General features: G+C 69.1%; 12 protein-coding genes. 4 read left to right on the plus strand and 8 right to left on the minus strand.

Annotated elements, in window-relative coordinates; all coding sequences use genetic code 11:
* Window positions 1-172: 172 nt before the first annotated feature.
* From AC5592_RS19180 to ftsY, 4 genes are all read right to left on the minus strand, one after another.
* A complete protein-coding gene (locus AC5592_RS19180; RefSeq protein WP_232329435.1) occupies window positions 173-2,611 on the minus strand; it encodes a [protein-PII] uridylyltransferase in 2,439 nt (812 codons plus the stop codon).
* An 82-nt stretch (window positions 2,612-2,693) separates the two neighbouring features.
* Window positions 2,694-3,032, minus strand: coding sequence for a P-II family nitrogen regulator (locus tag AC5592_RS19185; protein ID WP_030513058.1), 339 nt, complete (start codon window positions 3,030-3,032; stop codon window positions 2,694-2,696).
* A gap of 4 nt (window positions 3,033-3,036) precedes the next feature.
* The gene (locus AC5592_RS19190) at window positions 3,037-4,446 is read right to left on the minus strand and encodes an ammonium transporter (RefSeq protein ID WP_086007268.1); all 1,410 of its coding nucleotides are present in this window, start codon (window positions 4,444-4,446) and stop codon (window positions 3,037-3,039) included.
* A 206-nt stretch (window positions 4,447-4,652) separates the two neighbouring features.
* Window positions 4,653-6,218: a signal recognition particle-docking protein FtsY gene (ftsY, locus tag AC5592_RS19195; protein ID WP_063065037.1), complete on the minus strand. Its 1,566-nt coding sequence runs from the start codon at window positions 6,216-6,218 to the stop codon at window positions 4,653-4,655.
* 226 nt (window positions 6,219-6,444) lie between these two features.
* Here ftsY and AC5592_RS19200 point away from each other — a divergent pair, with 226 nt between their 5' ends.
* Window positions 6,445-6,834, plus strand: coding sequence for a DUF2237 family protein (locus tag AC5592_RS19200; RefSeq protein ID WP_030513055.1), 390 nt, complete (start codon window positions 6,445-6,447; stop codon window positions 6,832-6,834).
* A gap of 30 nt (window positions 6,835-6,864) precedes the next feature.
* Here AC5592_RS19200 and AC5592_RS19205 read toward each other — a convergent pair whose 3' ends face one another.
* A complete protein-coding gene (locus AC5592_RS19205; RefSeq protein ID WP_063065005.1) occupies window positions 6,865-7,965 on the minus strand; it encodes an FAD-dependent oxidoreductase in 1,101 nt (366 codons plus the stop codon).
* A gap of 100 nt (window positions 7,966-8,065) precedes the next feature.
* Here AC5592_RS19205 and AC5592_RS19210 point away from each other — a divergent pair, with 100 nt between their 5' ends.
* Window positions 8,066-8,653: a TetR/AcrR family transcriptional regulator gene (locus AC5592_RS19210; protein ID WP_063065006.1), complete on the plus strand. Its 588-nt coding sequence runs from the start codon at window positions 8,066-8,068 to the stop codon at window positions 8,651-8,653.
* Window positions 8,654-8,744: 91 nt separating this feature from the next.
* On the opposite strand, the gene AC5592_RS19215 is transcribed toward AC5592_RS19210, so the two are convergent.
* Complete coding sequence (locus AC5592_RS19215; RefSeq protein ID WP_232329436.1) at window positions 8,745-9,581, minus strand: TetR/AcrR family transcriptional regulator; 837 nt, start codon at window positions 9,579-9,581, stop codon at window positions 8,745-8,747.
* Between the two features lie 62 nt (window positions 9,582-9,643).
* Here AC5592_RS19215 and AC5592_RS19220 point away from each other — a divergent pair, with 62 nt between their 5' ends.
* Window positions 9,644-10,546: an NmrA family NAD(P)-binding protein gene (locus AC5592_RS19220; RefSeq protein ID WP_084506874.1), complete on the plus strand. Its 903-nt coding sequence runs from the start codon at window positions 9,644-9,646 to the stop codon at window positions 10,544-10,546.
* Here AC5592_RS19220 and smc read toward each other — a convergent pair.
* Together smc and AC5592_RS19230 are read right to left on the minus strand one after the other, a co-directional pair.
* Window positions 10,543-14,151 (minus strand): chromosome segregation protein SMC, encoded by a 3,609-nt coding sequence (gene smc, locus AC5592_RS19225; protein ID WP_063065007.1) that lies wholly within the window; start codon window positions 14,149-14,151, stop codon window positions 10,543-10,545. The genes AC5592_RS19220 and smc overlap by 4 nt on opposite strands.
* 88 nt (window positions 14,152-14,239) lie before the next feature.
* A complete protein-coding gene (locus tag AC5592_RS19230) occupies window positions 14,240-14,662 on the minus strand; it encodes a hypothetical protein (protein ID WP_157122015.1) in 423 nt (140 codons plus the stop codon).
* A gap of 210 nt (window positions 14,663-14,872) precedes the next feature.
* Here AC5592_RS19230 and AC5592_RS19235 point away from each other — a divergent pair, with 210 nt between their 5' ends.
* On the plus strand, window positions 14,873-16,105 hold the full coding sequence (locus tag AC5592_RS19235; protein ID WP_036503723.1) for an acyl-CoA dehydrogenase family protein: 1,233 nt from the start codon (window positions 14,873-14,875) through the stop codon (window positions 16,103-16,105).
* Window position 16,106 lies beyond the last annotated feature (1 nt).

Raw genomic sequence — 16,106 nt, forward strand, 5'->3', positions numbered from 1 at the left:
GGACAGGTACAGCAACAGCTCGAACAGCTAGCGATCACGATCAACTTCACGATCTACACAGATCGTAGAGTGGCAGACATCACATCCAGCAGAGGTTGCCGCAACGATCTGGTTACCTCACTACGGACCAAACGACCAGGTTGGCCCGATAACCGGCGGGAGGTTGGTAAACCTAACCGGCATCGGCGCCGGTGTCCGTTTCGCTCGGTTTCTTCGGCTCCTGATGCGGGACGACCCCCAGTAGCGCCGCCTCGATGGCACGGCGCCGCGGCGGAGTGTCGTCCTCGCCCAGGCCGAGGCCGAACGAGTCGACCACCACCGAGCCCATCGTGTCCGCTTTCGCCCACCGCACATCCGCACCCTGGGCGGCCAGCGCCGCGGCCAACCGGCTGAGCAGGCCGATGCGGTCCTCGGCGCGCAGTTCGAGCACCACCTCGCCGGGCCGGTCGACCTCGGTCCAGATCACCTTCGGCTGAGCCTGCGCGTACCGGCTGGTCCGAGCCGCCGCCTCACGCTCCTTGTCCGCCAGCACGGAGGCCAGCTTCAGATCGCCGTTGATCGCGCGGATCAGCTCCTGGCGCAGCAAACCGGCGTCGGGCGGATTGCCGAAAGTCGGTGTCACCACGAAGGTGTCGATCGCGGTGTCTCCGGACGCCGTCAAGGTCGCGGAGAGCACCCGCAGGGAGTGCAGGGCGAGCACCCCGGCCGCTTCCGAGAGCAGACCCGGAGTATCGGGAGCCACGACCGTGACGGTGTGGATGTAGCGCCCGTCACCGGGCGCCAATTCCACGTGCACGCCACCGGCCGCGACCTTGTCCATGACAGCCGCGTCGACCACCGTCGGCGTGGGCGAAACCCGTTGCGGTGCGGGCTCTCCCGCCATCGCGGCTTCGCCGCGGCGCACGAGTTCCCCGATCAGGGACGCCTTCCACTCCCCCCACACACCCGGACCGGTCGCCAGCGAATCGGCCTCGGCGAGGGTGTGCAGCAGATCCAGCAGCTGGCGGTCACCGCCCAACGCGTCGACCACACGGGCGGCGGTCGCCGGATCATCGAGATCGCGCCGGGTCGCTGTTTCGGGCAGCAGCAGGTGATGCCGCACGATCGTGGCCAGGCTGCGCACATCGTCGGGCCACAGACCCAGCCGATGACCGATCCGGTCGGCCAGTTCGGCACCCACCACGCTGTGATCCTCGGTGCGGCCCTTGCCGATATCGTGCAGCAACGCTCCGAGCAGCAGCAGATCCGGCCGGGCGACCCGGGTGCTCAGCGCACTGGCGTAGGCGACGGTTTCGACCAGGTGGCGGTCGACGGTCCAGGTGTGCACGGCATCGCGCGGCGGCAGGTCGCGCACCGCTCCCCATTCCGGAAAGAGCCTGCCCCACAAGCCCGTTCGATCCAGGGCCTCCACCGCGTCGATGGTGTTGCGGCCGGCGCCGAGCAGCACCAGCAGATCGTTGAGCGCCTCGCGCGGCCATGGCTCGCGCAGTTCGGGAGCGTCTTCGGACAGGCGGTTGAGGGTGGTCGCCGACATCGGCAGGCCGGTGCGCGCCGAGGCGGCGGCGACCCGCAGGATCAGGCCGGGATCGCGCTGCGGCCGCGCGTCGCGGGCCAGCACCACCTCGCCGGCGTGTTCGACCACGCCCTCGTCGAGAGGTCGGCGAACGGGCAGACGCCGCAGCCGGGCCAGACCGCGGCGCGGCAGCGCGTTGCCGGCGGTGCGCAGGCCGACGTCGACCGAGTAGACGACCGTGCGCGCCGCATCGCTGAGCGTGCGCGCCAGATCGAATCGATCGCCGATGCGCAGCGCGGCGCCGATCTCGTCCGCGTCCTGGGCGCGCAGCTGATCGCGGGAACGCCCGGCCACCCGATGCAGTTCGGTCCGCACGTCGAGCAGCCGGCGGTGGGCGGCCTCGAGACCTCCGCCGGGAACGTCGGGGCCCAGGCCGGGCATGGCGTCGGTCAGCTGGGCGATGGCCAGCGCGTCGAGTAGCTGGATATCGCGCAGCCCACCGCGACCGCTCTTGAGGTCGGGTTCGGCGCGATGTGCGATCTCGCCGTTGCGCTTCCACCGCGCCTGCGCCTGTTCCACCAATTCGCCGAAGCGGGAACGGATTCCGGTACGCCATTCGCGGCGCACGCCTCCGATGAGCAGATTGCTCAGCTCCGCGTCGCCGACGATGTGGCGGGCATCGAGCATGCCCAGCGCGGCGGTGAGATCGTCGGCGGCCACGCGCAACGCCTGCGGCACGGTCCGCACGCTGTGATCCAGTTTGATGTGGGCGTCCCACAACGGATACCAGAGCCGATCGGCCACCTCGGCCACCCGCGCGGGATCGACATCGTCGTGCAGCAACATCAGATCCAGATCGGAATACGGCAGCATCTCGCGCCGGCCCAGTCCTCCGACCGCCACCACGGCCAGCCCGCTGTCGGCGGTGATGCCCAGCTCCGCGCCCTTGGTGGTCAACCACAGCTCGTGCAGGTCGACCAGCGCCTGCCGCAGCGCCTCGGCGCTCAGCCGCGGGCGCCGGGGATCACCACCGTCGAGCAGTTGATCTCGGGCGGCCACCAGTTCCTTGGCGCCCTGGGACAATTCGTCTGCACTCATACCCGCAACCACCACCCGTATCATGCGGGCAGCCCCGTCCCCGGCCGGTGCCAGGAGCGGGGCTGCCCGAATCCTTCATCTCCTATAGTGCGTCGGCACCGCGTTCACCGGTTCGGACCCGGATCACCGATTCGACCGGGGTCACCCAGACCTTGCCGTCACCGATCTTGCCGGTGCGCGCGGCCTCGACGATCACCTCGACAACCTTTTCGACCGAGGCGTCGTCCACGACGACCTCGACCCGTACCTTCGGCACGAAATCGACCGAGTACTCCGCGCCGCGGTAAACCTCGGTGTGCCCCTTCTGGCGGCCGTACCCCTGGACTTCGCTGACCGTCATTCCCAGCACACCGGCTTGCTCGAGCCCGGACTTGACGTCCTCGAGTGTGAACGGTTTGACGATTGCAGTGATCAGTTTCATTGCGTCATGCCTCCTTGACGGCGGTACGTGCCGTGCCACCCACAGCAGCGAAATCGTATGACGTCTCCGCGTGCTCCGACTCGTCCATACCCTTGAACTCGTCTTCCTCGGAAGCACGAATGCCGATCGTGTACTTGATGATCAGACCCAGAATCAGCGAGACGACGAAGGAGAACGCCAGCACGGTGAAGGCGCCGACGGCCTGCTTGCCGAGCTGATCGAAACCGCCGCCGTAGAACAAGCCCTTCGCACCGCCGGCGCCCGCACCCGATTCCGGGGTGAGGAACAGACCGATCAGCAGCGTACCGACCACACCGCCGACCAGGTGCACGCCGACCACGTCGAGCGAGTCGTCGAAACCGAGCTTGAACTTCAGCCCGACCGCCAGCGCGCACAGCACACCGGCCACCGCGCCGATCACCAGCGCGCCCAGCACGTTCACCGACGAGCAGGACGGCGTGATCGCGACCAGGCCGGCGACGATGCCCGAGGCGGCGCCGAGGCTGGTGGGCTTGCCGTCGCGGAACTTCTCCACGACCAGCCAGCCGATCATCGCGGCGCAGGTGGCGAAGGTGGTGGTCAGGAAGGTGGAGCCGGCCAGGCCGTTGGAGCTCACCGAGGAACCGGCGTTGAAGCCGAACCAGCCGAACCACAGCAGACCGGCGCCGAGCATGACGAAGGGCAGGTTGTGCGGGCGCATCGGCGTCTTCGGCCAGCCCTTGCGCTTGCCGAGCACCAGGCACAGCGCCAGGCCCGCGGCACCGGCGTTGATGTGCACCGCGGTACCACCGGCGAAGTCGATGGCCTGCAGCTTGTTCGCGATCCAGCCGCCGTGGTGGACGATGTTGCCCGCGGCGTCCTTGACGTCGAAGTCGAACACCCAGTGCGCGACCGGGAAGTAGACGATGGTCGACCACGCGATCGCGAAGACCACCCATGCGCGGAACTTCATGCGGTCGGCGACCGCACCCGAGATCAGAGCCACTGTGATGATGGCGAACATCAGCTGGAACGCCACGAACACCGTCATCGGAATGGTGCCGGCCAGCGGGATGTTCACCTGATCCACCGCCGACGCGCCGGTCGACGGGTCCGCCGGGCTGGCCTTGACGGCATTGGTGCCGATCAGGCCCTTGAGCCCGAAGAACTGGGCGGGGTTGCCGATCAGGCCGAATTTGTTGTCACCGAATGCCTCGGAAAAGCCGTAGAGCGACCACAGCACGCCGACGATGCCCATCGCGCTGATGCTCATCATGATCATGTTGAGCACGTTCTTCGAGCGGACCATACCGCCGTAGAAGAACGCCAGCCCTGGGGTCATCAACAAAACGAGCGCGGAGCTCGCCAGCATCCACGCGGTGTCGCCGGTGTCGGGCACACCGAGCAAGGGATACGCCACCTTGTTCCTCCTCATCTCGGGCCCGGCCGAAACTGCGGCAAACGAGCCTGCACAGAAGGGTCGCGATCTGGTGTTTCATCCGTGCCGCCGCGATGTTTCGCATGCGTGAACGGATCCGCTTGCCGTGTTGCTACCAGGTTTCAGCGCGTACACAGCGCATGTCGGCGCACTGTGAGGATCGTGTCGAAATGAGGAGGAACTGCCGTTTTCGCTGCTCGCCGCTACCCGAGGAGGGCGTCGACGAATGCGGATGGTTCGAAGGGGGCCAGATCGTCGGCGCCCTCGCCGAGGCCGACCAGTTTCACCGGCACGCCGAGCTCGTGCTGCACCTGGAAGACGATGCCGCCCTTGGCGGTGCCGTCGAGTTTGGTGAGTACCACGCCGGTGATGTCGACGACCTCGGCGAAGACGCGGGCCTGGGTGAGCCCGTTCTGCCCGACGGTCGCGTCGAGCACCAGCAGGACTTCGTCGACGGCGGCCTTCTTCTCCACCACGCGCTTGACCTTGCCCAGCTCGTCCATCAGGCCCGTCTTGGTGTGCAGGCGGCCGGCGGTGTCGACGAGGACCGCGTCGACACCCTCTTCGATGCCGGTGCTGACCGCGTCGAAGGCCACCGATGCCGGATCGGCACCCTCGCGGCCGCGGACCGTATCGGCGCCGACCCGCTCACCCCAGGTCTGCAGCTGGTCGGCGGCGGCGGCGCGGAAGGTGTCGGCGGCGCCGAGCAGTACGCGCCGGCCGTCGGCGACCAGGACGCGCGCCAGTTTGCCGGTCGTGGTGGTCTTACCGGTGCCGTTCACACCGACGACCAGCAGGATCGACGGATGGTCGGCATGCGGAAGCGCCCGGATCGCACGATCCAGGTCCGGGCGCAGGGCCTCGATCAGCACATCCCGCAGGACCTGCCGCGCCTGCTCGGCGGTGCGCACGCTGCGCGCGGCCAATTCCTCGCGCAGCCGCTCGACCACGGTCGTCGTGACCGAGGTGCCGAGGTCGGCCATGACCAGGGTGTCCTCGATCTCTTCCCACGAGTCCTCGTCGAGGTCACCGCCGCCGAGCAGGCCGAGCAGGCTCTTGCCGACCGCGTTCTGCGACCGCGAGAGCCGCCCGCGCAGGCGGGTCAGGCGGCCGGCGGTGGGTTCGATCTCCTCTACCGCGGTGGGCTGGGGCGCCGGTGCGGTGGGGGTCGGTGCTGTCGGAGTAGGTGCGGTCGGGGTGCTCGGAGCCGTGGTCGGAGCCGAATCCACCGGAGCGGATTCGGGTGTCTCGACGGGGGCGGGCGTGACCGCGGTGGCGCCGTCGGTCGAGGGCGGCGCGGCGGGGGCCTCGGCCGGGGCTTCCGGGGCTTCCGGCGCGGCCACACCGTCGCCGGGGGTTTCCGTCGTTTCCGGTTCGATGGCCGGCGCGCTCGCGCTCGCCCCGTCCGCCGGGCGGTCGGCGAGGGTTTCCGGTTCCGGCAACCGCACGTCGGTGATGGTCCGGCGCACCGAGTCGCGCGGGATGGCGGCGTCGTCGCCGACGTGCGGCTGACCCTCGTCGTCGGTGCGTTCGATCGGGACCGGTTCGGGCCGCGGTGGGGTCAGCGTGCCGGAGCCCGCACCGCCCTGACTGAAGTTGAAGCCACCGGCTGCGGTGTACCCGCCCGATCGGTCGGTCAGCTGCTTGTCCTGCTCCTCCGCCGGGGTGATACTCACTCGGCGGCGCTTGTACAGGACGAATCCGGCAACGAACGCCACCAGTAGTACGGCGACGATCGCGGCGATCAGAATCCAGGCTTGCGCAGTCACGGTTCCCATCCTGTCAGAACCCGCGAACGCGCCTGCGTGGCGGCAGGCGGGTGTTGCGCCCGCGACGGTACGGGCGATTCGTCACTATCCGCGCAACTGTCCGAGTACGTCCGACACGCCGACGACGTCGGACGATAAGCCGTCCGGCCACGCATCACCGGCAACCGTCCCGATACCAACCGCCCAAGGCGCGGCGAATCCGACACAGAGACAATAGGATCGGCTCGTGACCGATCGAAATGTGCTTGGGGGACCGCTGGAGGAGTGTGGCACCGATCCTCTCACCGGCTTCTACCGGGACGGCTGCTGCAGCACCGGCCCCGAGGATCTGGGTAGCCACACCGTCTGCACTGTTGTGACCCAGGAGTTCCTGGAGCATCAGAAATCGATCGGCAACGATCTGCTGACCCCACGCCCGGAGAACAATTTCCCCGGACTGCAACCCGGCGACCGCTGGTGTGTGGTCGCGGTGCGGTGGCTGCACGCCCATGAGGACGGGGTGGCCGCGCCGGTCGTCCTGGCCGCGACCCACGAGAACGCACTCGAGGTCGTGCCGATGGAAACCCTGCGCAAATACGCCGTCGACGTCCCCGACGACGTGAGCGACCTGTTGTAGTCGCTCGCCGGATCGGCGATCGGGCGAGCATCACGCAGCCGCGAACAGGCGGACCGCAGTATTGCGCAGCCCGATAGCCGGACGCGACCCGGGCACCATCAGCGCCGAGGCGAATCGAACCCCTCGATGTGATGCGCCGATCCGATCGCGATGCCGCCGCTCGTAGCGTTCCCACGCCGTAGCCGGGTCGTGCGGCGCCCGCGCCAGCTCCTCGGCCAGGGTGTGTGCGCCCGCGATGGCCAGGCTCGATCCGTCGCCGAACAGCGACAGGCATGAGGCGGCGTCTCCCACGACGGCGACCCGGCCCCGCGACCAGCGCGGAAGCGACACCTTACTGACGGCGTCGAAGTAGAGCTCACCCCCGGCGCGCACCTCGTCCAGCACATCCTCGAACGGTCCCATCCGCCCGGCGAATTCCGCGACCAGCAATCGGCGCTGCGCCTCACCGTCGCGGTGATCCAGACCGGCCACCGGCGCGCGCCGGAACATGAAGGCCGCGATCGGACGACCACCGGCGGGATGGACCGATACCGACCGCCCAGGCGAGTTGTACATGACCACCTCGTCCCCGGCGCCCGCCGCCCGCGTGAGGGGCACGGTGGCGATGTAGATCCCCATGTGCCGCACGAATTCCCGGTCGTCGCCGAAGGTCAGCCGGCGCACCGCCGAATGGAGGCCGTCGGCGCCGAGCACGTAGTCGTAGTGCGCCCGCTCCCCCGACTCGAACCCGACGGTGACTCCCGACGAGGACTGCTCGATCTCGGAAATACCGTCACCCCAGCGCATCTCGACGTGGTCGCGGGAGGCCCCGGCGAGAATGGTGGCGAGATCGGCGCGAGCGAGCTCCACCTCACCGCGCTCTCGATCGCCGACGCGCATCGAGGCGCGCCCACGGCCCCGCGCATCGACGAACCGCAGGCGATCCACGGCCGTTGCGGCAGCATGCAATTCGGGCAGCACACCCATGGCGCTCACCACTTCGAGCGCCGGTCCGCGCACGTCGACCGGGTTGCCGCTGGAGCGCAGCCCGGCGGCCCGCTCGACCACGGTCACGTCGAATCCGTGTCGGCTCAGCCAGTAGGCCAGCGTCGATCCCGCGATCCCCGCGCCGGAGACGAGTACGTCAACCATGTCGCCACCTTTCTCAAGTGGACGATTTTCGTCCGCTTAGGTAGATGGTAATTTAAGCGGACGCAATTCGTCCACTTGTTGAGCACGATTGGAGCCGCCGATGGTTTCGGAGCCGATCGACCCGGAGTTCCTGCGCGCCGACGCGCGCAGCAATCGCGATCACATCCTGCTGGCCGCCCTGGACGTCTTCGCCGAGCGCGGCACCGATGTACCGATGAAGCTGATCGCCGATCGCGCCGGGGTCGGAGTCGGCACGCTGTATCGCCGGTTCCCCGACCGCGACGCCCTGGTGGTCGCCACCGCCCAGGCACACCTGAACCGCCTCGCCCGCATGGCCGAATCGGCGGGTGCGCAGGAAGCGACGGCATGGGACGGGTTGTGCCGGTTCCTGCGCGAGTGCGCACTGCTGCGCCTGGGTGCGCTGGCGGCGGCCATCGAACCGGCCGTCCACGCGATGGTCCGCACCGACCCGCGGATCGGCGCGGTGCGTGCGGGAGTTCTGGACCGGATCGGCGAATTGATCCGGCGAGCCCAGCACGACGGCGACCTGCGCACCGATGTCGGCCTCACCGAAGTCGGTCTCCTGATGACCGTGCAGGTCTACGCCCAGCCCGGGGAGTCCTATCCGGCGGCGGTGGACCGAGTGCTCGCCATCGTGTTCGACGGGCTGCGGCCGGCGGCGCGCTGAATCGGTCTGCACGCCCGCGGCCGGATGGCCGCGGACGGGTACCGCAGAACCCGGTCCGTCGACGAAGTGCCGAACCCCATGGTGCCGTGGATCACTCGATGCCGACCGGATTCCTTCCCGCCGCACTCGCGGCACGACGCAGCCGGTGGGCCTTCTGCCTGCACGCGGACGAGCAGTACCGGGCGGGCCGTCCGGTCTCCGCATGCGCCACGTGCGCCCCGCAGATCGGGCAACTCCCGCTGTCACGATTCCCGTCGGCCACCGTCGTTTCGTTACGGCCGAGAGAAAAATTCGCCGGTTTCGTTACGGCCGAGTCGGCTCGCATCGCCGCCAGCAGCATGGCGGCGGGGCGGGACAGTTCGTCGCGGGCAGTCGAAACACGCTGCATGGCAACGCAACCGGCGAAGATCGCCAGCACGTCGGCCAGGGTCAGGTCGGCACGCACCCCGCCCGCACGCCGCGCCGCCTCCAGCAACTGCCCGAGGGCGAGGTGAAATCGCTCGCCCGCATCCCGGAGCAGCATCCGTGGCCAGCCGTCGTCGGCGTCGAGCAGATCGCACATCGCCTTGTTCCCGGGCGTGCGCGTGACGACCTCCGCGCAGAATGCCAGGAAGGCCGCGGCGGGGTCCGGATCGTCGCGCAGCATCAACGCCCGCGCGGTGAGCTGGTCGATCCGTTGCTGCAGCACGGCCTCGAGCAGGTCGGTCTTGGTCGGGAAATGGCGGTGCACGGTGCCCGCCCCCACACCGGCGCGGCGGGCGATCTCGGCCAGCGACACCGACGTTCCGGATTCGGCGAAGGCCCGCTGGGCGGCGGCGAGGACACGAGCCCGGTTGCGGCGCGCGTCGATCCGGGTGCCCGGCGCTGCGGGCGCCGGTTCGCGCACCCCGTAACGAAACCCCGCGTCGGCGAATAGCGGAGACGACAACGCTGCTCCTATCGTGCGAATACGGGTCGACCGACCCGATTCTACCGAAGGGCTCCTCCGAAATGACCATTCAGAACAACCTCGTTCTCGTCACCGGCGCGACCGGCAAGCAGGGCGGCGCCACGGCCCGCGCGCTGCTCGCCGACAACGTCGCCGTCCGCATCCTGGTCCGTGATCCCGCTGCCGAGGCGGCGCGCGAACTCGCCGCCCTCGGCGCGGAAGTGGCCGTCGGCGACTTCGACGAACCGGCCACCCTGACCGCGGCGGTAGCCGGGACACGAGGCGTCTTCCTCGTTCCACCGGCGGCCTTCGGGCCCGACGGCTGGGATGTCGACCTGGAGACGACCCGCGGTGCCGCCGTGATCGAGGCCGCCCGGAACGCCGGAACCGACCACGTCGTCTTCACCGGTGTGGCCTCGTTCGACAAGGAAATCTCCTGGGGCAGTACCGGAAAGCGGCAGATCGAGCAGGCGCTGGCCGACAGCGGCATGCGCTACACCGTGCTGCGCCCGGTCCGGTTCATGGAGAACTATCTGGCGCAGGGTATGCCGCTCGACGGCTTCGTCGACGGGGTGAACGTCCACCTGTTTCCGGCCGATCGACCGGCACAGATGATCGCGGTCGACGATATCGCCGCGGTGGCCGCGCTGGCGTTCGCCGATCCCGAACGGTTCTCCGGGCAGACACTCGAACTCGCCGGCGACGCCGTGACCCCCGCCGCCGCCGTCGAGCTGATCTCCCGCGCGACCGGATATCCGGTGCGGTATCGCGAAATCACCGAGGCGGAGGCCGACGCACTGGGTGAACAGATCGGCAATACCTGGCGCCTGAGCCATCAGGGCCACGGCTGGCATGCCGATATCGAGCAGACCCGCTCGTTCCATCCCGGTCTGCAGAGCCTGGAGACCTGGCTGGCCACCACCGGCGCCGCGGTTCTGAAGTCCCGGTTCGCGGCGGGCGACTAGGTCGTCGCGCCCACCAGATTCTCCCCGCGCAGTCGCTGGGAGATGACCTGGGTGATGCCGTCGCCGCGCATGCTGACGCCGTACAGCGCGTCGGCGATCTCCATGGTCGGCTTCTGGTGGGTGATGACGATCAGCTGCGACTTCTCCCGCAGTTGCTCGAACAGCCCGATCAGGCGGCGCAGGTTGGTGTCGTCCAGGGCCGCCTCGACCTCGTCCATCACGTAGAACGGGGAGGGGCGGGCCCGGAAGATCGACACCAGAAACGCCACGGCGGCAAGGGATTTCTCGCCGCCGGACAACAGCGACAGCCGCTTCACCTTCTTACCCGGCGGCCGCGCCTCCACCTCGATACCGGTGGTGAGCATATCGCTGGGATCGGTCAGCAGCAGCCGTCCCTCGCCGCCAGGGAACAGGCGGCCGAACACCTGCACGAATTCGCGTTCCACGTCCTCGTAGGCCTCGGTGAACACCTGCAGAATGCGGGCGTCGACCTCGGCCACCACATCGAGGAGATCCTGCCGGGCCTTCTTGACATCCTCGAGTTGGGTGGACAGGAAGTTGTAGCGCTCCTCCAGGGCCGCGAATTCCTCCAGCGCCAGGGGATTGACCTTGCCGAGGGTGGCGAGATCCTTCTCGGCGCGTTTGACGCGCCGCTCCTGGGTGGCGCGGTCGTAGGGCATTTCCTGCGGTGGGCTCACCTGGTCGCCGCGTTCGCGGGCCTGCTCGTACTCCTGCATCTCCAGGGCGGTCGGCGGCATCGGCACGTGCGGACCGTATTCGGCGACGAGTTCGTCGAGCGCGATGCCGAACTGCTCGGCGATGGTGGTTTCCAATTGCTCGATGCGCAGCGCGGATTGGGCCCGCGCGACCTCGTCGCGATGCACGGCGTCGGTCAGCTGTGTGAGTTGCGTGCTCAGCGCGCGCACCCGCTCCTTGATCTGATCCACCTGGCCGGCGCATTCGGTACGCCGGCGGACCAGCTCGTCGCGCCGCGCGGCCGCCTCCCCCACCACGGTTTCCAGTTCGGCGGCGATCCGCTCGGCCGATTCGGCGACCACCGCCGCCACCTCGGCGGCACGGCGGCGGGCGGCCTGGGCCCGTTCGGCGCGGGCGCGGGTCTCGCGTTCGGCGCGCGCCGCGCGGCGCAGCGAATCCGCTTTGCCCCGGACCGATTCCGCGCGCTCCTCGGCGGTGCGCACCGACAGCCGGGCCTCCACCTCCATGGCACGGGCCTCGGCCAGCGCCGCGGCGGCCTCTTCGCGCTCCTGCCCGGCGGTGTCGGTGCCCGCGTCGGCATCGGAATCCAGATCGGACTGCTCGGATTCGGCGTGACGCAGCCGGCTTTCGAGTTCGGCCAGGGCCGTCAGGTTCTCGTCGCGCGCGGATTCGGCCTCGGCGCGCTGGGCCAGCAGCCGCTCGTATTCGGAGTGCGCGCTGCGCGCTGTCGCACCGAGGCGGCCCAGCCGGTCGTAGATCGCGACCAGCGCCTGATCGGATTCGTGCAATGCCAGCAATGCCTGGTCGACGGCCTGTTTGCGATCGTTCTGCTCGGCGAGCGCACCCGACAGCGCGGCCTCGACCTCTTCGGCCTGCCGCTGCCACGACACCAGTTCGGCGGCGGCGGCATCGATATCGGCCTGCACCTCGATCTGGCTCGGCGCGCGGTCCGAACCGCCGAGCACCCAGCCCGAACCGCTCAGATCGCCGTCGCGGGTCACCACCCGCAATTCCGGTCGGCTGGAGAGGATTTCGGCCGCCTGCGTCAGATCGTCGACGACCACGGTGCCGGCGGTGAGCGCCGCGACCGCACCGCGCAGCGGGTCCGGACAATCGATCACGTCCGCGAGCGGGCGCACTCCCGCGGGCAGGTCACCGATCTCGCCGCGGGGCTGCGCCGCACCGCCGTAGACGACGGCCGCGCGGCCACCGTCGGCGTCCTTGAGCGCCCGCACCGCCGCCTGCGCGGTGGGGTGTGCGTCCGCGGCGATGGCGTCGGCCAGCGGACCGAGCGCGGCGGCCACCGCGGCCTCGAATCCGCTGTGTACCCGCACCATTCCCGAGAGCCGGCCCTGCAATCCGTCGGCGCGGTTGTCCAGCAGCCAGGCGCCGCCGTCCTTGCGGGCCAATCCCATGGTCAGCGCCTCGATGCGGGCGGTCAGCGAGGCGACCTTCTTCCCCGCCTCGCGGTCGCCTTCGCGCAGTTCGGTCACCCGCGCATCGGCCAGCTCCAGCGCCTGGGCGGCGTGTTCGTAGGCGGCGTCGAGGCCTTCCTCACCGGCGTCGAGTTCGCTCAATTCGGTTTGCACGGACTCGAATTCGGCCTCGGCGGCATCACCGCGCTGCCGGGCGGCGGCCAGCGCCTCCGACAGCCGGGCGATATCGCCGTCGGCCGACTGGGCGCGGTGGCGCAGCGTATCGACCTGCCCGGCCAGGCGGGCCAGGCCCTCGCGCCGATCGGCGATGGCGCGCACCGCGGCCAGGTGGGCCTGTTCGGCGGCCTTGGCGGCCTGTTCGCGGTCGAGCAGCTGATCGCGGGCGGCCTCCAGGGTCGCCGTGGCCACCTCGACCGCCTCGAGCAGTTCGGCCTCCTCGGCCTGCACCCGGTCCGCCTCGGCCTCGAGTTGTTCAGGGTCGCGGCCGGTGCCGGTGGGCTGTTCGATGGTGAGGTTGCGGGCCCGGTCGCGGGCGATCCGGATGGTCGCGTTGACCCGTTCCACCAGCGCCGACAGCTGGAACCAGGTCTGCGCGGCCGCCTCGGCGCCGGGCGTGAGCCGCGAGAGCTGGAATTCCTGCTGCGCCAGCGCCGCATTCGCGGCATCCAATTCGGCCTGCACGGTGATCTGCTGTTCGCGCGCGAAGGCTTCCTTGCTCTGCTGACTTTCCAATTCGCGCCGGCGTGCCACCAGATCGTCGGCGGCCAATCGCAGCCGGGCATCGCGCAGTTCGGATTGGACGGTGGCCGCGCGCCGGGCCACCTCGGCCTGGCGGCCCAGCGGTTTGAGCTGGCGGCGCAGTTCGGTGGTGAGGTCGGTCAGACGGGCCAGATTCGCCTGCATCGCATCGAGTTTGCGGACCGCCTTCTCTTTGCGCTTGCGATGTTTGAGCACGCCCGCGGCCTCTTCGATGAAGGCGCGGCGGTCCTCGGGACGCGATTCCAGAATCGCCGAGAGCTGGCCCTGGCCGACGATGACGTGCATTTCCCGGCCGATACCGGAGTCGGACAGCAGTTCCTGGACATCCATCAACCGGCAGGAGTTGCCGTTGATCTCGTATTCACCGGCGCCGTCGCGGAACATCCGGCGGGTGATCGAGACCTCGGAGTAGTCGATGGGCAGCGCGCCGTCGGAATTGTCGATGGTCAGGGTGACTTCGGCGCGGCCCAGCGGCGCCCGTCCGGCGGTACCGGCGAAGATGACGTCCTGCATCTTCCCGCCGCGCAGCGCCTTGGCGCCCTGCTCCCCCATCACCCAGGTCAGCGCGTCGACGACGTTCGATTTGCCGGACCCGTTCGGCCCCACCACGCAGGTGATGCCGGGCTCGAGCCGCAGCGTCGTCGCGGACGCGAAGGATTTGAATCCCTTCAGCGTCAGACTCTTCAGGTGCACAGTCGGTCAGGCTACCCGGTCGGGGTGCGTTGCCGGTCGGATGCCGGGCGAACGTGTTCGCCCGGCATCCGCCGAATAGAGCCCGGAATCAGGCGGCGGTGACGGTCAGCGTGAAGTCGCTGGGCGAGCCGTCGGCGGAGCTGACGTAGATCTGGTAGTCGAGGCCGTCGGCCACGACCTCGGCGTGCGGGACGTCGGCTGCGATCGGACCTCCGATCAGCGGCGCCACGGTCACGCGGGCCTGGCCGTTGTTCGAGGTGATGTCGAAGATCAGCTTCTGCCCCCCGACCGATCCGATGGAGTAATTGGCGATCTTGTTCGCCACCACGGACCCCTGGCCGGTGACGGAGTTCTGGCCGGGCGCGATCGCCAGTCTCGTGACACCACCGCTGTCGATCGACGGCAGCGGCATCGGAGCTGCCGAGGCGACGCCGCCGGCGACCGCGAAGGTGGCGGCGGCGAGCAACGCGACCAGCACGGCCGGGACCGCCCGGACGAACACACGAAGCACTCGAGATGCGTACATGAGGGTCCATCTTTCCTCACACGAGGCTCCGAAATGCAAGTCCCCGCGCGTGTTTCGGACACACACGGCCCTGGCCCAGCCTGCGGCGGACCGTCTCGGCACACCGCCCGCTACCTCGATAAGTTAACGACCATTTGCGCTCGACCCAGAGTAAATGAGAAGGTAGAGGCCCGTTTATCGCACAAGGAGTTCTTCGTGAATCTGGACTGGTCGCCCACCGATCTGGCGTTTCGCGACGAGGTGCGGCGCTTCCTGGACGAGAATTTGACCCCGGAACTACGTCGCGCCGGTCAGCTCGCCACCAGCGTGTACCCGGATCACGAGGCCAGCATGCAGTGGCAGCACATCCTGCACGCCCGTGGCTGGGCGGCGCCGGCCTGGCCGGTCGCCCACGGCGGCTGTGACTGGAGCATGACGCAGCACTACATCTTCGATCGTGAATCCACCCTCGCGGGCGCGCCCGCACTCTCGCCGATGGGCATCCGGATGGTCGCGCACGCGATCATCGCCTTCGGCACCCCGGAGCAGAAGGACTACTTCCTGCCGCGCATCCTCACCGGCGAGGTGTTCTTCTGCCAGGGCTATTCCGAACCCGAGGCGGGCTCCGATCTGGCCTCGCTGACCATGGCCGCGGTCTCCGACGGCGACGATCTGGTGTGCACGGGTTCCAAGATCTGGACCACCCACGCCACCGAGGCCAACTGGATCTTCGCCCTGGTCCGCACCTCGAAACAGGAACGCAAACAGCAGGGCATCACCTTCGTGCTGATCCCGATGGACACCCCCGGCATCGAGATCCGCCCGCTGGTCATGACCTCCGGCGAGCAGGTGCAGAACCAGGTGTTCTTCGATGGTGTCCGGGTGTCGAAGTCCAACGTCATCGGCCGCATCGATGAGGGCTGGACGGTCGCCAAACATCTGCTGAACTTCGAGCGCGGCGGTTCGGCCTACGGCCCGGCGCTGCAGGTGCTGGCCGAATCGCTGGCCGGGCACGCGGCCGGACAGCCCGGTTTCGCCGGCGGCAGCCTGCTCGACGAACCAGCCTTCGCGGCGAAACTGGCCGATGCGCGGATCCGGGCCGACGTCCTCGAGATCCTGGAATACCGCACCATGTCGGCCATCTCGCGCGGTAAGGATCCGGGTCCGGCCGCGTCCACGATCAAGATCCTGGGCACCGAATTGAGCCAGCGGCTCACCGAATTGGCCTTCGAGGCCGCCGGCCCGCGCGGGCGCGCCTATCAGCCGCACGCCGCCATGCCGGGCGGTCCGGTCGCCGACTTCGTCGCGCCCGCCGACGGATATCTCAGCGGCGAACCGTGGCAGGCCGTCGCGCCGCTGCGGTACTTCAACGACCGCGCGGGCTCGATCTACGCGGGCAGCAACGAGATTCAGCGCAACATCATCGCCAAGGCAACCCTGGGACTGTGAG

The sequence above is a fragment of the Nocardia violaceofusca NBRC 14427 genome (assembly GCF_963869435.1).
GTDB lineage: Bacteria > Actinomycetota > Actinomycetes > Mycobacteriales > Mycobacteriaceae > Nocardia > Nocardia aobensis.